At 71.6% G+C, this 18443-nt stretch carries 11 protein-coding genes; 2 read left to right on the top strand and 9 right to left on the bottom strand.

Features of this window, described 5'->3' with window-relative positions; genetic code table 11:
- Positions 1-19: 19 nt before the first annotated feature.
- The 9 genes from FB465_RS32010 to FB465_RS32050 all read right to left on the bottom strand — a co-directional run bounded on the left by FB465_RS32010 (position 20) and on the right by FB465_RS32050 (position 14190).
- Positions 20-1765, bottom strand: a complete 1746-nt coding sequence (locus tag FB465_RS32010; RefSeq protein WP_246192988.1) for a cellulase family glycosylhydrolase — start codon at positions 1763-1765, stop codon at positions 20-22.
- Between the two features lie 50 nt (positions 1766-1815).
- Positions 1816-3327, bottom strand: coding sequence for a glycoside hydrolase family 43 protein (locus FB465_RS32015; protein ID WP_145796217.1), 1512 nt, complete (start codon positions 3325-3327; stop codon positions 1816-1818).
- 72 nt (positions 3328-3399) lie between these two features.
- Positions 3400-5169 carry a cellulose binding domain-containing protein gene (locus FB465_RS32020; protein ID WP_145796219.1) on the bottom strand — a complete coding sequence of 590 codons (1770 nt, stop codon included), beginning with the start codon at positions 5167-5169 and terminating at the stop codon, positions 3400-3402.
- 168 nt (positions 5170-5337) lie between these two features.
- Positions 5338-7479 carry a glycoside hydrolase family 36 protein gene (locus FB465_RS32025; protein WP_145796220.1) on the bottom strand — a complete coding sequence of 714 codons (2142 nt, stop codon included), beginning with the start codon at positions 7477-7479 and terminating at the stop codon, positions 5338-5340.
- Between the two features lie 38 nt (positions 7480-7517).
- Complete coding sequence (locus tag FB465_RS32030) at positions 7518-9503, bottom strand: beta-galactosidase (protein WP_145796222.1); 1986 nt, start codon at positions 9501-9503, stop codon at positions 7518-7520.
- A gap of 27 nt (positions 9504-9530) precedes the next feature.
- Positions 9531-10559 (bottom strand): LacI family DNA-binding transcriptional regulator, encoded by a 1029-nt coding sequence (locus tag FB465_RS32035; protein ID WP_145796224.1) that lies wholly within the window; start codon positions 10557-10559, stop codon positions 9531-9533.
- Between the two features lie 33 nt (positions 10560-10592).
- The gene (locus FB465_RS32040; protein WP_145796225.1) at positions 10593-11567 is read right to left on the bottom strand and encodes a carbohydrate ABC transporter permease; all 975 of its coding nucleotides are present in this window, start codon (positions 11565-11567) and stop codon (positions 10593-10595) included.
- Positions 11564-12586 (bottom strand): ABC transporter permease, encoded by a 1023-nt coding sequence (locus FB465_RS32045; protein WP_425461268.1) that lies wholly within the window; start codon positions 12584-12586, stop codon positions 11564-11566. The genes FB465_RS32040 and FB465_RS32045 overlap by 4 nt, the downstream gene beginning before the upstream one ends.
- The gene (locus FB465_RS32050; RefSeq protein WP_145796227.1) at positions 12508-14190 is read right to left on the bottom strand and encodes an ABC transporter substrate-binding protein; all 1683 of its coding nucleotides are present in this window, start codon (positions 14188-14190) and stop codon (positions 12508-12510) included. Before FB465_RS32050 ends, FB465_RS32045 begins: the two co-directional genes overlap by 79 nt.
- A 210-nt stretch (positions 14191-14400) precedes the next feature.
- Between FB465_RS32050 and FB465_RS32055 the strand changes: the two genes are divergently transcribed.
- Together FB465_RS32055 and FB465_RS32060 are read left to right on the top strand one after the other, a co-directional pair.
- Positions 14401-17256, top strand: a complete 2856-nt coding sequence (locus FB465_RS32055; RefSeq protein WP_246192992.1) for a glycoside hydrolase family 3 protein — start codon at positions 14401-14403, stop codon at positions 17254-17256.
- Positions 17257-17456: 200 nt separating this feature from the next.
- On the top strand, positions 17457-18440 hold the full coding sequence (locus tag FB465_RS32060; protein ID WP_145797715.1) for an acetylxylan esterase: 984 nt from the start codon (positions 17457-17459) through the stop codon (positions 18438-18440).
- Positions 18441-18443 lie beyond the last annotated feature (3 nt).

Below are 18443 nucleotides of genomic sequence, written 5' to 3' on the forward strand. Positions count from 1 at the left end.
TCGGGTGGATGGGTGGGGGTCAGCCGGCGGTGCCGGTGACCGTGGTGCCGGACTTGGTCAGGTGGTAGGTGACGGTGGCGCCGGTCCAGAAGCGGAAGGTGAGCGTCACCGGGGCGTCGTCCTTCAGCGACTTGAGGAAGTCGGCCTTGACGGTGGTGGTGTTGGCGCCGTAGTCGGCGCGGTAGTTGTCGAACGACTGGAAGGTGGTCCAGGAGGCCGGCCCGGCGGCCGTGCCGTCGGCGTAGGTGGACTCCACGTTGGCCATCAGATCGCCGTTGAACCGGGTCGGGATGGTGAGCCCGTCGGCCGTTCCGGTGGCGCCGGAGAGGACCGGCCTGTCGTACGAGCGCACGAAGAGCTTCCAGGGGACTCCGTCGGAGTACCGGACCTGGAGGGTCGCGTTGAGCCCGAGGGCCCGGTTGCCGGCGAGCCGGGTGAGGGCCCCCGCGGTCAGCGTGAGCTGGTTGCCGTTGAGGGTGTAGTCGCGCATCGGCATCAGCGGGACGTCGCCCTGCCAGAGCCCGGTGAACCAGAGCCCGTTGGGGTTCAGCGTGATGGTCTGCGCCGTGATGGGGCCGGAGCTCGGCACGAAGACGTTGTCGCTGGAGGCGGTGCCCGAGCGGGTCCGCCAGCCCGACTTGATCAGGGCCTCCATCTCGGGGACCTGCCACTGCATGGTGCTGCGGTTCAGGAAGTCGTTGGCGGCGTCCCAGAGTGCGGTGGTCATGCCGTTGGCCCGGGCCTCGTAGTTGACGTGCTCGAAGTACTTGAGCATCTCGCCGCGCTCGACGACGCCCGAGTAGGGCGAGGTGAGCAGGCCGTACTCGCCGAGGTAGACGGGGACGCCCTTGGCGACGAGGGTGTCGTGCACCCGGCGGAAGCCCTCGGTCAGGTCCTTCTGCGCCGTGGCGTCGTAGCTCGGGCCGTTGGCGATGTTCACGCTGAACGGGTACCAGCTGTAGTAGTGCACGGTCGCCACCAGGTTGCGGTCGTGCAGCGAGTTGATCGTCGTCGACAGGTCGTCGAGCCAGTGCTGGGCGTTGTTGGTCTCCTCCGAGGGCAGGACGAGCAGGCGGTCCTTGTTCCCCCTGCCGCTGCCCCGGACGATCCGCTGGAACGAGGTGTTGAGCTCCCGCAGGTACTGGGTCTTCTGGGCGTCGGTCGCGTTGTTGAACTGCGGCTCGTTGATGCTCTCCATCAGCAGCGCGCGCGGCTCGTCCCGGAAGGCGGTGGCGATCTGCTGCCAGGTCGCGTTGAACCGGGCGAGCACGTTGTCGTGGTCGGTGGACATGTTCGCGATCCACTGCCAGGAGTCGTGGTGGACGTTGATCTCGACGTAGAGGCCGTCCGCCAGGGCCCAGTCCACCACCTGCTTGACCCGCTTCAGGTACGCCGGGTCGATGGTGTACGGGGCGGTGGCGGACTGGTGGGGGTACCAGGTGACGGGGATCCGGACGCTGCGGAAGCCCTGGGCCCGGAGGCCGTCGAACGTGGCCTTGGTGGTGAGCGGGTTGCCCCAGGAGGTCTCGTCGGGGATGGCGTCCAGGGTGTTGCCGAGGTTCCAGCTCGGCTGCATCGCGGCCACGGCGGCCATCGGGTCCTGCGGGACGGCGACCGCCCGGCCCCGGGTCCGGGCCTGGTCGGCCGGTGTGGCGACGGCGGTGCCGTAGGCGAGGCTGCCGGTGGTGGCAAGGGCCACCACGAGGGCGGCCGTGCGGTGGAGGCGGCGGCCGCGCGGGCGGGTGGTCTGCTGTGCGTCGTTCACGGGATGTCCCTTTCGTCGCGGACAGGGCGCGGGGAGCCCCTGACGGGTGGTCAGGGCAGCGGGAGCGGCTCGTAGTCGAACCGGTCGAAGTGGACGGTGCCGGCCGCGGCGTACACGCCGATGACCCGGCCGGTGAAACCGCCGGCCACCTCGGTGGACAGGTAGCGGCCGTCGAGGCCGGCGAGCACGGTGAAGGTGCCGTCGGGATCCTCGATGCCGAAGATGACGTCGTCAGGTCCGGTGCGCGGGCCGCGCGTCGGCCGCGGGACGATCTCGACCCCGAGCACCACCGCTCCGGCGGGCACCGGCCGGGTGGCGACCTCGGTGCGCAGCGGGCCGATCCGGGCGAACACCTTCACTACGCCGTCGGCCGCCTCGATCTCGTAGTGGTGCTCCTCGTCCAGGCGGACGGCCAGGCCGCCGCGGCCGTCGGCGGGATCGATCAGGGTGCTCGCGCGGCAGGCGAGGTGCTGCTGGCGGCGGCCCACGAACACCGTGTCGGTCTCGTCCAGGGAGGCGCCGGCGGCGCGCAGGGTGAGCCAGCCGGATCGTTCCTTCGTGGTGCACGAGCCCTCCGGGCGCTCGCGGACCGAGATCCACCGGGGGTGCAGCTCGGCCTGGTCGAAGTCGTCCCGGGCCGGCACGGCGGGGGCGGAGTGCAGCGGCCAGGCGGGCGTGGGCAGTTCGGCGGTGACCTCGCCGACGACCGGCCAACCGTCCACCCACTCGACGGGGGCGAGGAAGGTCTCCCGGCCGAGGACGTACCAGCCGGGAGTGCCGCCGCGCGGCCGGACCGCGAGCAGCACCATCCACCAGGAGCCGTCGGGCGCCTGGACGAGGTCGGCGTGCCCGGTGTTCTGGATGGGACTGGCGGTGCCGCGGTGGGTCAGGACCGGGTTCGCCGGGCACGGCTCGAACGGGCCGGAGGGCGTCAGGCCGCGGGCGATGGAGACGCCGTGGCCGCGTTCGGTGCCGCCCTCGGCGATCATCAGGTACCAGTAGTCGCCGATCCGGTACAGGTGGGGGGCCTCGGGGGCCATTGAGCCGGGGGTGCCGGACCAGATCCGGTACGGCTCGCCGAGGGTCTCGCCGGTCGTCGGGTCGAGGCGGACCTGGGAGACGCCGGCGACGGTGCACCAGCAAGTGCCGTCCTCGTCCCAGGCGAGGTCGGGGTCGATCCCGGGAACCCCGGGCAGCCGGACCGGGTCGGACCAGGGTCCGGCCGGGTCGGTGGCGGTGAAGAGCATGTTGCCGCCGTCGCCGACGTTGGTGACGATCAGCCAGAAGCGGCCGTCGTGGTGGCGCAGGGTCGGCGCGTAGATGCCGCCGGAGGACGGCATGTCGCGCGGCAGGCGCAGCTGGCTCGGCCGGTCGAGGGCGTTGCCGATCTGCGTCCAGTTCACCAGGTCCCGGCTGTGGAAGACCGGGATGCCGGGGAAGTACTCGAAGCTGGAGCACACCAGGTAGTAGTCGTCGCCCACGCGGCAGACGCTGGGGTCGGGGTGGAAGCCGGGGATCACCGGGTTGGGGACGGTGCCGGACGGCTGGATCTGCTCTGACACGTGGTCGGTTCCTTTCGGTGGTTCGCGTTCGGGGGTGGTGCCCCGGGGAGTCCGGGGCACCACCGGTCGGGTTCATCCGATCGCGCAGGAGGCGCCGTTGAACCAGAAGGCGGAGGGATTGGCGTCGCTCCTGGACCAGGTGGCGTTGAAGCCCCACTGGACGCTCCCGCCCTGCGGGACGGCGGCGTCGTACCACACGTTCGCGGCGTTGACGCTCGTGCCGCTCTGCGACACCGAGGCGCTCCAGGTGTTGGTGATGGCGTTGTCGCCGGGGAAGGTGAAGCCGAGGCTCCAGCCGTTGACCTGGCCGAGGCTGTTGTTGACGACGGTGACGGTGCCGACCATGCCGCCCGGCCACTCGTTCTTGTTGTAGACGACCCGGCAGGGCGCGCTGGTCGGGTGCATCTGCACCACGGTGATCCCGTAGGCCGGCACGGTCTGGGCGGTGGTGCTGCCGGACTGGGCCGAGCCGATCGAGTGACCGTTCTTCAGGTACGAGTAGACGGTCGGGGTGGCGGAGGACGGGGTGAAGCCGGTGTACGACAGGCTGACCGTGGCGGCGTTGTTCGGGTCCTTGTTGATCAGCATGACGGTCACGTCGCCGTTGGCCTTCCGCACGGCGTGTGCGGAGAGCAGCGAGGACGAGCTGGCGGCCTTGACCAGTGTGTCCCCGGGCGCGCCCAGCTTGGAGATCATCTGGGTGCCGTAGTAGGCGGGGAAGGGCGTGTTGACGGTCGGCTCGCAGCCGGCGCCGCTGGAGACCATGCCGCCGTCGTTGTAGTCGGTGGCGCCCTCGACGGTGGTCACCTTGGTGCAGTCGGTGCCGTTGCGCAGGTCCCACCAGTCGACGTTGAACGCGCCGTTCTCGATCCAGGTGAGGTAGTTGTCCGGCGCGAACAGGCCGTTCGGGGAGGTGTCCAGGTACGCCTGGGCGTTCGCCTCGGTCACCGCGATGCCGACGTTGGGGGCGTTGGTTCCGGCGTACTGGTTGATCAGCGAGCGCACGGCGCCGGCGATGGCCGGGTTCTGGGCCTGCGGCTTGGTGAGCAGGTCGGCCGGGCTGGTGCTGGTCGGGTAGGCGTGCACGATGGCGAAGTCGATCTTCGAGCCGGCGATCGACAGGACGGTGTGGTTCCAGTCCATGGTGTCGCCCGGGCCGACGATGCCGTCCGGCCAGTAACCGGGGGTGGTCAGCACGGCGCCGATCTTGATGCCCGGGTCGACCGCCTTCATCGCCGAGACGTACTGCACCAGGTTGTTGGCGTAGGTCGTGGCGCTCTTGCTGCTGTGGGTGTCGTACTCCCAGCCGTTGCCGTTGCTGTACTCGCCGTTGCCGTAGACCTCGTTGCCGATCTCCCAGTACTTGACGCCGTAGCCCTTGGTGACGTTGGCGTACCGGACCCAGTCGGCGGCCTCCTGGGGGGTGCCGGACCCGTAGTTGGCGGTGATGATCGGCTGCGCTCCGGCGGCGCGCACGGTGCCCATGAAGGCGTCGAAGCCGGTGTTCGGGGCAACGTACGCACCGGCCTCGGCGGTGCCGGTCTGCCAGTGGTAGACGTCGGAGTGGCTGCCGCCGGGGTAGCGGACGGTGTTGAAGCCGGCCGTGCTGAGCAGGCCGGGGGTGGCGGCGGAGTTCATGTTGGCGTCGTAGACCGGGATGTTCACGCCGACGCCGGTGGCGGGGACGGTGGCGAGCTGCAGGGCGGCGTCGACGGACACCGACACGGAGTTCGCGGCGACGGCGGGCGGTGCGACGGCGGCGATCGCGCCGGTGGCGGCGAGCGCGAGGGCCGCCGCGACGGCTATGGCGCGCCCATGACAGGACTGGACTGACCTTCTCATTGCGTCCCTCCAGGGGGTGGGGGTGCGTGGAGTTCGGTTGGGGGTCGAACTCCTGCGTTCTGGACGGTGGGCCCGGCACGGTTGCACGGGGTCGGGCCCGGACGAGAAGCGTGGTCGGTACGGATGCGGGCCGGCGCGGTGGGGCGCGCGCGCTCGCCGAGCGCATGGTCAACTCCGTTCGGGAGAGGTCCTGGTGAGGCGCAGCAGGACGGCGGACGGCGCCGCCGGGAGGGTCAGAGCGAGTTCGGCGGCATCCGGCCTCCAGACAGTGCCGGCCCGGCTGGAGGCCGGGTAGAGCACCTCGACGTGGACGTCCGCACCGGCCAGGTGGGGCAGGTCGAGGTCCCTGACGGTCTCCTCGCCGGTGCGCCGCCAGGCGGTGACGTAGGTGGTGTCCGGGGTGCGCAGCGCCAGGGTGATCCACGGGTCCTCCCAGTTGGGGAGCCCGAGCGGCCAGGCGGGCACCGCCTCGCGGAGATCGGCGCGGATCGACTTGTGGACGGCCACCGCCTCGTGGACCAGGTCCCGGGCTTCCGGGGAGAGTTCGGTGAGGCGGCCGGAGAGGTGGATGCGGCCGAGGAGCGCGCTCGCCATGGTGAAGGCGACCTCGTCGAGGGAGTCCTCGGGCAGCGGGTACGCCCAGACGGCGCCCTGCTCGGGGGTGACGGCGGTGGGGGCCGCCGCCGCGATCGGGGCGTAGCGCAGCAGGTCCTGCTGGTCGCTGGTGGACTGCAGCTGGAGCCGGGAGAGCAGGGCGTAGTCCATCCGCATGCCGCCGGAGGCGCAGTTCTCGAGCACCAGGTCCGGGTACCGGTCCAGGATGCCGTCCAGCCAGTCGAGCTGGGCCCGGTTGTGGCCGAGCAGGCCGGCCGCCGGGGCCTCGGCCGGGTGGCTGCTGGTGCCGGACCCGGGGTCGGTGTTGTGGTCGAGCTTGAGGTAGCCGATGCCCCACTCGCCGACCAGGCGGTCCACCACGCCGTCCAGGTGGGCCCGGGCGGCCGGGTGACGCAGGTCGAGGTGGTAGCGGCCACCGCCCTCCTCCACGCGCCGATCGTCGCGGCGGAAGAACGCCTCCTCCGGCAGGGAGGCGGCCACCGGACTGTTCGTCCCGACCGCCTCGGGCTCCAGCCACAGGCCGGGGACCATGCCCCGCTCCCGGATGCGGTCCAGCACCTCGTGGATCCCGTTCGGGCCGGGGAACCGGGAGGCTGACGGCTCCCAGGCGCCGACGGAGCTCCACCAGTTGTCGCCGTCGTCGTACCAGCCGGCGTCGATGACGAAGTACTCCGCGCCGGCCTCGGCGGCGGCTTCGACCAGCGGCAGCAGCTTGGCCGTGGTGGGGTCGCCCATCAGGCAGTTCATGTAGTCGTTGAAGATCACCGGCAGTCGGCGGTGGTCGGGGTGCGGTCGGCGGGTGGCGCGGCGGTAGCTGGTGAGGGCGGCGAAGGCTCCGTCGGGGCCGCCCTCCGCAGCCAGCGCCAGGGCCACCGGCACGGTGCGGAACTCGGTGCCGGGCTCCAGCGGGTGGCGCCAGCCGTGGTCGGCGGCGTTCGGGCCGTACAGTGCCGCGTACGCGGTGTCGTCGCGCACGCCGCACTCCCAGCGCCAGCCGCCGCCGTTGTGCTCGATCTGCCACAGCCAGGTACGGCCGGACTCGCGTTCCGTCAGGCCGCCCATCGGCAGCCGGCCGCAGCTGGACCACACGCCCTGACCGGCGACGACGCGGGTGCTGCGGCCGGCTGTGGTGTGGAAGCGGCCGCCCCGCTCGGGCGAGGACACCCGCAGCGGCCGGCGCTGCCAGCGGCATTCGGCGAACCATTCGTTCTCCGCCCACAACAGCTCCGCGCCGTCCAGGGCCGCCGGGTCGCCCCCGGTGAGGCAGCCCGCGACGAGCGACCCGACCGACTCCAGGTGGAGAGTCCGATCCCCTTCGTTGCGCAGCAGGACTTCGCTGCGCAGCACCGGCAGGCCGTCCGGGGACCGGTAGACCGCCTGGGCGGTCAGGCCGGTCTCGGGCTCGTGGAGGTCGACGGTGAGTACGTGCCAGTCGCCGTCCCTAATCGCGTGGTGGGAGCGGTGGCGCAGCCGCGAGCCGAGGACGGTGTTGACGAGGTGGCGGCCCGACCAGTAGCGGCCGAGGCCGGCGGTCGTCACCTCCACCAGCGGCAGCGGTGCGGCGGGGCGTGGGGCGGCGGTCTTCTCACCGGGTGCGCCGATGCGGACCAGGCGCGGCGGGCCGGGCTCGTCCAGGGCGATCTCCAGCTCCAGGGCGGCGTGACCCCAGCGGATCGTCTCGAGCGGGTCGGTCATGGCGGCCTTCCTCGATGGGGGAGACGTCGGGTGCGGAGTCAGTGCGCTCGCAGGACGGCGCAGCCGCCGGGCGGCAGTTCGCGCAGGGGCCCGTCCGTGAGGAGGTCGTGGCCCGGGCGGGGCAGCGGGACCGCGTCGTCTCGGTGGTTGAGCAGCAGGAGCCAGCGCCGGCCGTCGGGGGCGTGCCGGGCGACGGCCTCGACGCCGGGCGGCAGGCCCGGCAGCTCCGGGGCGACCCCGGCCTCGGTGAGCAGCCGGCCGACCAGGGCGGCGTAGCCGGTGTCGTCGAGGCGGGTGGAGAGGTACCAGCCGTAGCCGGAGCCGAAGTCGTGACGGGTGAGCGCGGGGCTGCCGGCCAGCATGCCGTGGGTGTAGGCGGCGAGCGTTTCGGCACCTTCGGTGCTCAGGGACTCGCTCCAGGAGTCGGCCGTCGAGCCGTCGGAGAGCGTGATCTGCTCATCCTGGCGCAGCGGGCGGTACTCCTCGACCCGGATGCCGAGCGCCTCGCGCAGCGGGGCGGCCGGGTAGCCGCCGAGCCGGGCGTGCAGGCGCTCGTTGACCATGCCGCTGAAGTGCTGCACCAGCAGGGTGCCACCGGCGGCGACGTAGCGGCGCAGGTTCCCGGCGCCTGCGTCGGTGAGCAGGAACAGCGCCGGGGCGATCACCAGCCGGTAGCGGCTCAGATCGTGCTCGGGGTGGGCGAAGTCGACCGTCCGTCCGGCCTCCCAGAGCGCCCGGTGCGCGCGGCTCAGCGCGGCGAAGTAGTCGAGCTCGGAGGACGGGAGCCCGTCGATGTCCATCGCCCACCAGGCGTCGGAGTCGTGCAGGACGGCGACCTCGGCCCGGACGGTGGAGCCGGCGAGTTCGCCGAGCCGGGCGACGGCCTCCCCGGTCGCCGTGACCTCGCGGAAGGTACGGCTGTCCGCCCCGGCGTGCGGGACCATCGCCGAGTGCCACTGCTCGGCGCCGGCTCGGGACTGGCGCCACTGGAAGAACAGCGCGCCCTCCGAGCCTCGGGCGATGTGGGCGAGCGAGTGGCGCAGGATGTCCCCCGGCTCCTTGGCCAGGACGCGGCCGCCGGCGTAGACGGTGTTGGTGCCCTGTTCCATCAGCAGCCAGGGGCCGCCGCCGGCGAACGAACGGGCCCGGTCCGCGTCGAAGGCGGCATGGGCGGCGGCGTCGACGCCGGGTGCGCCGGGGTAGTGATCGATCGAGACCAGGTCGACCTCGCGGCCGAAGGCCCACAGGTCCAGGTTCTGGTAGCTGGGCACCATGAGGTTGGTCGTCACCGGGCGGTCGCTGTGGGCGCGGATCGCGTCGCGCTGCTCGCGGTAGGCGGCGAGGGTCTCGTCGGACCAGAAGCGGCTGAAGTCCAGTGCCTGGCCGGGGTTGCGGTGCCACTGGCTGTCGCGGGGCGGCAGTATCTGTTCCCACGAGGTGTAGCGCTGGCTCCAGAAGGCCGTGCCCCAGGCCTCGTTGAGGGCGTCAAGGGATCCGTGGCGGGCACGCAGCCAGACCCGGAAGGCGGCGGCGGTGTGGTCGCAGAGGCAGAGCGTCACGTACTCGTTGTGAACGTGCCACAGGGCGAGCGCCGGGTGGTCCCCGTAGCGTTCGGCGAGGGCGCCGGCGATGCGGCGGGCGGCCCGGCGATAGGCAGGGGCGGTGAGGCAGTAGGTGTCCCGGCTGCCGTGGGTCAGGCGGGTACCGTCCGGGCGGACCGGCAGGGCGTCGGGGTGGGCGAGGGTGAACCAGGGCGGCGGGGAAGCGGTCGGGGTGGCGAGGTCGACGGCGACGCCGTTGGCGTGCAGGCGGTCGAGGTGGGCGTCGAGCCAGTCGAAGTCGTACCGTCCCTCCTCGGGCTCCAGCAGAGCCCAGGAGAAGACACCCACGGTGGCGAGGTTGACCCGCGCCCGGCGCATGAGTTCGTCGTCCTGCTTCCAGACCTGCTCGTCCCACTGCTCGGGGTTGTAGTCCCCGCCGAAGGCGAGGCCGCCGAGTCGGTCGGTGAGCCGTCGGATGTCCATCTGGGAACCGTCCTTCCGGGAGCGGTGTCAAGTGCGGCGCGGGGCCCCGGCGGTGCTTTCCCGGACCACCAGCTCCGGTGGCATCAGGAGGAGTTGGTCCTCGGGCCGGTCACCCGCGGCGGTCGCGGCGATCCTTGCCATGACCTGCTCGACGGCGACCTGTCCGAGGTCCTTCTTCGGGCTGGTCACGGAGGTGAGTCGGGGGGAGTACTGCTCGGCCATCGGGTCGGGGCAGATGGCGATGACGGAGGCGTCCTCCGGCACGGTCCGCCCACTGGCGCGCAGCAGGGTGAGCAGCGGGCCGATGGCGGCCTCGTTCTGCACCACGAACCCGGTGGTCTCCGGGCGGTCCGCGAGGATGCGTGCCAGGGTGCCGGCGGTGCTCTCGTAGCTGCCCTCGCACGGTCGGTGGAGGAAGCGCAGGTCGCGCCGCTCGGCGCGGGCGCGGAAGCCGCTCAGGGTGCGTTCGGCGTAGCCGGCGTGCCGCCGGTAGACGCCGCTGCTGTAGCCGATGAAGGCGATGTCGCGGTGGCCGAGGTCGGCCAGGTGGTCGGCGCACAGGGCGCCCGCGGTGGCGAAGTCGTGGTCGACGCAGGAGAGGCCGGCGGGATCGTCGGGCAGACCGATGAGGGCGGCCGGGATCTGCTCGGCGCGCAGGACCGGGACGCGGTCGTCGTCCAGTCGGACGTCCATGAGGATGACGCCGTCGGCGAGTCCGGTGGCGGCGACCCGGCGGACGCCGTCGGGCCCCTCGTTGTTGGTGAGCAGCAGGACGTCGTGGCCGTGCTCGCGGGCGGCCACCGTGACCGCGATGGCGATCTCCATCATGGTGGGCACGTGCACCTCGGGGTGGAGCGGCACCACCAGGGCGATGATGTGCGATCGCTTGCCGGCCAGCGCCCGGGCACCAGCGTTGGGGTGGTAGCCGAGTTCCGTGATGGCCTGCTCGATGCGGGTCCTGGTCAGGTCCGCGATCGGCCGCTTGCCGCTGAGGGCGTAGCTGACCGTGCTCGACGAGACGCCGGCGCGCTTGGCCACATCGGCGAGTGTCACCATCGTGCTGTTCCTTCGATTGGGTTCCGGTAGGGCTCAGCCCTTGATCGCGCCGGTCAGGACACCGGTGCGCAGGTGCTTCTGCACGAACGGGTACACGATCACCAGCGGTACGAGGGTGAGGACCACGACCGCCATCTGCAGCGACAGCGGGGCGGTCTGCGCGTGGGCGCTGCCGAAGCCGGAGTTGACGGAACCGGGTAGGCCGTTGCCCCGGTTGACGTAGGTGAGCAGCACGTACTGCAGCGGCCACTTCTGACTGTCCGTCGGCATGTAGAGCATCACGTTGAAGAAGGAGTTCCAGTAGCCCACGGCGTAGAAGAGCGCGGTGACCGCGGTGACGGCGCGCGAGGTGGGCAGGACGACGGACCACAGGATCCGCCAGTCGCCGGCGCCGTCCATTCGGGCGGCGTCGATCAGTTCGGAGGAGGTGTCCTGGTAGAACGCGCGCAGCACCAGGATGTTGAAGACGGAGACCGCGCCCGGCAGGATCAGCGCCCACCACTGGCCGTAGCCGCCCAGCCCGGTGACCACCAGGAAGCTCGGGATCAGGCCGCCGCCGACGAACATCGTGACGATCAGCACCATCAGGATGAAGCGGTGCCCGAAGGAGCGCGACCGGGAGAGGCCGTAGGCGCACAGGACCGAGACGGCCATGGAGACCGCCGTTCCGACCATGGTGATGCCCAGGCTCACCATCAGTGCGGTGACGACCGTCGGGTCGCTGAGCATCTGACGGTACGTCTCGGTGCTCAGGCCGTCCGGCCAGATCACCAGACCGCCGGCCCGGTTGACGGCACCGGGCGTGGAGAAGCTGGTCAGCACTATGATCCAGAGCGGGACCAGGATGACGGCGAGCGTCGTCCCGAGCGTCAGCCCCTTGGCGGTTCGACCGACGATGGTGGGCGGCTCCTCCCAGGGCGGGCGGGCGGAGCGCGCCCTGCGCCGGGTGGTGCCTGCTTCCCGGCCGCGCCGTTCGCGCCGGGAACCGATGGTGAGTGCGTTGGTCATTTTCGGTACAGCCCGTCCTCGCCGAAGGCGTGTGCCAGCTTGTTGGCGCCCCAGATGAGCAGCAGCGAGACCACGCTCTTGAAGAGCCCGGCCGCCGCGCCGTAGCTGTAGCCGCCGGTGGCGATGCCGTAGTAGAAGGAGAAGGTGTCCAGGACGTCCGCCGCCTCGTGGCCGACCGCGTCGCGCTGGATCAGGAACTGCTCGAAGCCGACGGACAGCGCGTTGCCGAGGCGCAGGACCAGCATCAGGACGATCACCCCGCGCAGGCCCGGCAGCGTGATGTGCCACATCCGCCTCAGCCGTCCCGCGCCGTCCGCCGCCGCGGCCTCGTACAGCTCACTGTTGATCGCGCTGAGCGCCGCGAGGAAGACGATGATCCCCCAGCCGGCCTCCTTCCAGATCGCCTGGGAGGTGACCAACAGGGCGAAGGTGTGCGGGTTGGTCATGATGTCCCAGGTGCCGATGTCGTGCTGGCGCAGGAACTGGTTGAGCACGCCGGCGCCGCCCAGCATCTGCTGGAAGATGGTGATCGCGAGCACCCACGAGAAGAAGTGCGGCAGGTAGACCACGGACTGGAACAGGTTGCGGATCCGCTCGCTCATCACCGAGTTGAGCAGCAGGGCGAGCGCGATCGGGACCGGGAAGAACAGGACCAGCTGCACGAAGCTCAGGTACAGCGTGTTCCTCATCGAGGCCCAGAACGCCGGGTCGCCGAACAGCTGCTGGAACTGGTCGAAACCGACCCACTCGCTGTGCCAGACCCCGACCAGCGGGTCGTACTCCTGGAAGGCGGTGACGATGCCGAACAGCGGGACGTAGTTGAACACCAGGAGCAGGGCGACCGCGGGCACCGTCATCAACAGGAGCGACCGGTCGCGCCGCAGTCTGATCCGCCAGTTGAGCCGCGCGCTGCCGGCCGGGCGCTGCGGTGCTGCGCTGCTCACTGGCCGGTGCCGTACTTGTCGAGGACGTTGTCGGTCATCCACTGCTTGAGCCTCTCGCCGGGGCCGGACCGCCAGCTGGAGATGGCGTCCTGCACCTCGGAGACCTTCTTCTTGCCGTGGTAGCAGTCCTTGATGGTGTCGTTGACGTTCTGCGCCGCCGCGGCCGAGGAGATCGCCTGGGGCATGGTGAAGTTCATGCCCCAGAAGGGCGGCTTGGTGAGGTACTTGACGTTGGCGGCCGACCAGGCCGCGTAGTCCTTGGTGACCTGGTCACCTCCCGGGTTGCTGATCACGGAGGAGGAGGCGGCCAGGAACGGGAAGGCCGTCGCCTGGACGTCCTTCTTGCCCTCCTCCGTGAAGGTCGGCACGCCGTTGACCCGGGTGTGGTGGACGCCCTCGACACCGAAGTTGACCAGGGTGTACTCGGCGGTGCCGTAGGGGGCGGCCAGGTAGTTCGCGACGGAGAGGAGTTCCTCGATCTGCGCGGGCTTCAGGTCGGCGTTGAGGTAGCTGATCATGCTGGCGGAGGCACCCATGTAGATCACCGGTGTGCCTGTTCCGCCGGCGGTGACGGCGTTGAGGGCGCCGCGCCGGTAGTTCGGGTCCGCGGCGGTGCCGGACTGGTGGTCGGCCAGGTTCCAGGCGCCCAGTCCGCCGCCCGCGATGAGCACCTTCCCGCTGTAGAAGCGGGTCGCGCCGTTGGCGTTGTCACCGGCGAGCGCGTCCGGGTGCATGTAGCCCGCGGTGGCCAGGCGGTAGTGCCAGTCGAGGGCCTCCAGGAACTCCTGGGTCTCGAACGGGTGGACCAGCTTGCCGTTGTCGACCCTCCAGTTCATGGGGACGCCCCAGCTGAACTGGAGGTATGTCCACACGTCGTCGAAGGCCCACACACCGCGCTTGGCGTCGGTCAGTTCCTTGCCGATGTTCATCAGGTCGTCGGCGGACTTGACCTGCTCGGCCGTGATGCCCCGGCCTTCGAGGATGTCCCGGCGGTAGAAGGTGGCTCCCGGGATGCCGAAGCTGGTGGAGAAGCACGGGATCCCGTAGAGCTTGTCGCCCCAGACCCCGTTCTGCCAGGCGCCGGTGGGGAGGGCGGCCAGGTTCGGGTACTTCTTGATGTTGTCGCCGGACAGGTACGGGGTCAGGTCCGCGAGCTGGCTGCCGACCAGCGAACCGGTGTTGAACTTGGCGTTCCACCAGGCCGGCAGGTTGATCCAGTCCGGCAGCTTCTTGGCGGCGGTCATCGTCGGGACGATGGTGTCGTAGGTGTTCCCGTCCGCGGGCTTGACGGTCAGCTCGACCCCGAGCGCCTTGTTCATCGCCTGGAAGAAGGAGTTGCCGGCCGGCGGGTTGGTGCCCCACAGCGGGGTGACCGCCGTGTAGCTGCCGCCCTTGCCCGGGACACCGGAGACGCTGGAGGGTGGGGAGGCGGGGTAGGAGAGGTAGGCCGGGTCGGTCGCGGCGTCGGGTCCGCCCTGCACGGAGGCGATGTCCGGCTTGACCGCGTTGCCGTTCGGCACGTAGGCCGGCAGCGCCGCCTTCAGGCCCTCCTTGGTGTTCGCGCCGGACTTCTTGGCCGAGCCGCTGCCGCAGGCGGACAGCATCGGCGCCATCGCGGCGGCTCCCGCGACCGTGGCGGCGGTGGTCAGGAAGCTCCTGCGGTTCAACCCGGATCTCATGGTGGCATGGCCCCTCTCGTCGAAGCGCGCTCGAACTGTCGAAGCGCTTGCATGTTTCGGCGAGACTAATGACGCGTTACCGGTTGGGCAAGGGGATGAACAAATGAAAGGCCGTTTGTGCCTGGGCAGTTGACAGTCGTGTTGGAGCGTGCCAGCGTCGAAGCGCTTCGACGTCTGACCGCCACCCAGCCCGCTCGAGGGGTATTCCACGTGAGTTCCGTGCCCGCGTCCGCCGCCGGCCTGCCCGCCTACCGCAATCCCACGCTTCCCCTGCGCAAGCGTGTCGACGATCTGCTCCACCGGCTCACGCCCGACGAGCGGATCGCGATGCTGCACCAGTACGCGCCGGCCGTCCCGCGCCTGGGCGTCGCCCCGTTCCGCACCGGCAGCGAGGCGCTCCACGGCGTCTCCTGGCTCGGGGAGGCGACCGTCTTCCCGCAGGCCGTCGGCCTCGGCGCCAGCTGGGACGAAGAGCTGCTGCGCCGGGTCGCCGAGGCGGTCTCGGTCGAGCTGCGCGCCTTCCACTACCACCGCCCGCCGGCCATCGCCGCCGACCGCGGCCCCAACAGCCTGCAGGCCTGGGCCCCGGTACTGAACCTGCTGCGCGACCCCCGCTGGGGGCGCAACGAGGAGGGCTACTCCGAGGACCCGGTGCACACCGCCCGGCTCGGCGAGGCGTACTGCCGCGGCCTGGCCGGCGACCACCCGACCTACCTGCGCTCGGCGCCGGTGCTCAAGCACTTCCTCGCCTACAACAACGAGGACGACCGCTGCACCACCTCCTCCGGCCTGCGCCCGCGGGTGCTGCAGGAGTACGACCTGGCCGCCTTCCGGCCGGTGGTCGCCGCCGGCGTCGCGACCGGTGCGATGGCCGCCTACAACCTGGTCAACGGCCGCCCCTGCCACGTCAGTCCGCTGATCGAGGAGGAGCTGCGCCGCTGGGCGCGGGGCACCGGGCACGAGCTGTTCGTGGTCAGCGACGCCGAGGCCCCGTCCAACCTGGTCGACCCCGAGCACTACTTCGACGACCACGCCGAGGGCCACGGAGCCGCGCTCAAGGCCGGCATCGACAGCTTCACCGACCACGGCGAGGACAGCGAGACGGTCGTGGGCCGGCTGCGCGAAGCCCTCGAGCGCGGCCTGATCTCGCAGGACGACATCGACGGCGCGGTCCGCCGCCAGCTCGAAGTGCGCTTCCGCCTCGGCGAGTTCGACCCGGAGCTGGACCCGTACGCGGGGATCGGTCCGGACGTGGTCAACTGCCCGGAGCACCGCGAGCTCGCCCGGCACGCCGTCGTCGAGACGACCGTGCTGCTCAAGAACGACGGTCTGCTCCCGCTGGGCCTCGCCCGCACCTCGCGGGTCGCCGTGATCGGCCCGCTCTCCGACACGCTGTGCGAGGACTGGTACAGCGGCACCCTGCCCTACCAGGCCACCGTCGCCGACGGCCTCACCGCCGCGCTCGGCACCCACGGCGGCGAGGTGGTCCGGGTGGAGGGCAGCGACCGGATCACGCTGCGGTCGCGCACCACCGGCGAACTGCTCGGCGGCGCCGCGTTCGACGTGACCGACTGGGGACGCGACCGGGTGACCCTGCGCGACGCCGACACGGGCCGCTACCTCTGCCTCCAGGACGACGCCACCCTGGTCGCCTCCACACAGGTGATCAAGAGCTGGTTCGTCCAGGAGACCTTCCAGCTGGAGGCGGCCGAGGACGACACCGTCCTGGTGCGCTCCGTCTTCACCGGCCGCTACGCAGCCGTCGTCGACGGCCGCATCACCGTCACCGCCGAGAACGCCGAGGCCGCCGAGCGCTTCCAGCGCGACCTGCTGCGCGACGGCACCGCCGAGGCCAGGGCCGCCGCCGAGGACGCCGACGTCGCCGTCGTGGTGCTCGGCAACCACCCACTGATCAACGGCCGCGAGACCGAGGACCGCATCGACACCGCGCTGCCCGCCGGGCAGGAGGCGCTGCTGCGCGCCGTCGCCGCGGTCCGGCCGCAGACCGCGCTGGTGGTGATGAGCAGCTACCCGTACGCCGTGGACTGGGCCGACGCCCACCTGCCCGCCGTGCTGTGGACCTCCCACGGCGGCCAGGAGACCGGCCACGCGCTGGCCGCCGTGCTGCTCGGCGACGCCGAGCCCGCCGGCCGCCTCCCGCAGACCTGGTACCGGGGCGACGACACCCTGCCGGCGCCGCTGGACTACGACATCATCAAGGCCGGCTGGACCTACCAGTACCACCGGGCCGCGCCGCTCTACCCGTTCGGTCACGGGCTCTCCTACACCGAGTTCGCCCACCGCGACCTGCGCGTGTCCGAGGCGTCGATCGAGCAGGACGGCGCCCTCGACGCCACCCTGACCGTGGCCAATACCGGCCAGCGACCCGGCAGCGAGGTGGTCCAGCTCTACGTCCGGGCCCTGGACGCCCGCTACCAGGCGCCCCGGCTGCGGCTGGTGGACTTCGCCAAGATCCGCCTGGAGCCGGGCGAGAGCCGCGAGCTGACCTTCCACCTGCCGGCCGACCGCCTGGCCCACTGGGACGTCGCCACTGGGGCCTTCACCGTCGACCCCGGCGGGTACGAGATTGTCGTCGCCCGCTCGGCCGAGCACCCGGTGCTCACCGCGCCGCTCACCGTCACCGGACCGGCGCCGCAGCCCCGTTCCCTGGTCGAACGCCGCATCCTGGCGGTCGACTTCGACGACCACGCGGACAGCACCGTCGTCGACGTCACCCGCACCGACGGCGACGCCGTCACCCCGGCCGACCCGGCCCAGCCGGCCGTGCTGCTCTTCCGCGGCGTCGACCTCTCGGGTGCCGTCCGGGTCGAGGCGGAGACCGCCCGGGAGTCCGTCGGTACCGGCGAGGCGCGGCTGGAGTTCCGGGCCGGCGACCAGTTGCTGGCGAAGATCGACGTCCCGGTCACCGGCGACCGCTACAGCTGGACCACGGTCGGCACCGACCTGTCCGCCCCGCTCCTCGGCGTCCACGATCTGCGGCTGACCCTGCATGGCGGCGTGCGCCTGGCCGCGTTCCGCTTCGGCGCAGCCGGCACAGCCGACTGACGCCCCGTCGCACACGGACCGGCGGCCCGCTCATCGGATGGGCGGGCCGCCACTCGTCCCGCCCGGTCTCCGACGTTGCACGGCGCGCCCGGTGCCGCATCCGTTCCAGCCCGCTACCCCGCCGCCAGGAGGCGGCCGCCATGTCGCTGCTCATCCCCCACCACATCAGCTCGTCATCGCTGCACCCGGAGGACGCCCCCATGCCGCTCACAGACCTCGGAGTCGACGAACTCGTCGGATACCAACCGGAGTTGACCACCCCGAAGGACTTCGACGCCTTCTGGGAACGGACCCTCGCCGAAGCGCGCTCGCACGGCGGCGAGGTCAAGGCCGACCGCGTCACCTCCCAGCACCTCCTGCACACCGTGGAGGTCGACGACGTGCGCTTCCCCGGCTGGAACGGCGAGCCGGTCGCCGCCTGGCTGCTGCGCCCGCGCGGTGCCGACGGGCCGTTGCCGGTCGTCGTCACCTACCTCGGCTACTGCGCCGGCCGCGGCCTGCCCACGGAGCACCTGTTCTGGCCCGCGGCCGGCTACGCCCAACTCGTCGTGGACAGCCGCGGCCAGGGCCACGACACCCCCGACCGCGGCATGGGCGACGGAACCCAGTGGGTCGAGGGCTTCATGACCCGCGGTATCGACTCTCCCGAGAACTACTATTACCGGCGGCTGATCACCGACTGCGTGCGTGCCGTGGACGCGGTCGCGCACCTGCCCGGACTCGACAGCGACCGGATCGTGGTGACCGGCGGCAGCCAGGGCGGCGGCCTGTCCCTCGCCGTGGCCGGCCTGACCGGGGACCGCGTCGCGGCGGTGATGCCGGACGTCCCGTTCCTGTGCCACTTCCGCCACGCCGCGCAGATCGCCGGCGAGGGGCCGTACCCGGAGATCGCCAAGTACCTGCGCTGGCATAGCCGGCACCGGGTCGGGCCGACCTTCGACACCCTCGACCACTTCGACGGCGTCCACTTCGCCCGGCGGGCCACCGCCGCCGCCCTGTTCAGCGTCGGACTGATGGACCCGGTCTGCCCGCCCTCCACCGTCTACGCCGCCTTCAACCGCTACGCGGGCGAGGACCGCACCATGACGGTCTGGCCGTTCGCCGACCACGGCGGCGGCTGCGGCTCCAACCCGCCCGCCCAGCTCGCCTGGCTCCACGAGCGCGGCCTCGCGCCGGGGCGGTGACCG

Origin of the sequence: Kitasatospora atroaurantiaca, from assembly GCF_007828955.1 — a bacterium.
Classification (GTDB): domain Bacteria; phylum Actinomycetota; class Actinomycetes; order Streptomycetales; family Streptomycetaceae; genus Kitasatospora; species Kitasatospora atroaurantiaca.

What these genes read in the sequence shown, in the direction of transcription:
- FB465_RS32020 (WP_145796219.1), bottom strand. Translation starts at nt 5,169, where the DNA reads ATGAGAAGGTCAGTCCAGTCCTGTCATGGGCGCGCCATAGCCGTCGCG.
- FB465_RS32025 (WP_145796220.1), bottom strand. Translation starts at nt 7,479, where the DNA reads ATGACCGACCCGCTCGAGACGATCCGCTGGGGTCACGCCGCCCTGGAG.
- FB465_RS32030 (WP_145796222.1), bottom strand. Translation starts at nt 9,503, where the DNA reads ATGGACATCCGACGGCTCACCGACCGACTCGGCGGCCTCGCCTTCGGC.
- FB465_RS32035 (WP_145796224.1), bottom strand. Translation starts at nt 10,559, where the DNA reads ATGGTGACACTCGCCGATGTGGCCAAGCGCGCCGGCGTCTCGTCGAGC.
- FB465_RS32040 (WP_145796225.1), bottom strand. Translation starts at nt 11,567, where the DNA reads ATGACCAACGCACTCACCATCGGTTCCCGGCGCGAACGGCGCGGCCGG.
- FB465_RS32050 (WP_145796227.1), bottom strand. Translation starts at nt 14,190, where the DNA reads ATGAGATCCGGGTTGAACCGCAGGAGCTTCCTGACCACCGCCGCCACG.
- FB465_RS32060 (WP_145797715.1), top strand. Translation starts at nt 17,457, where the DNA reads ATGCCGCTCACAGACCTCGGAGTCGACGAACTCGTCGGATACCAACCG.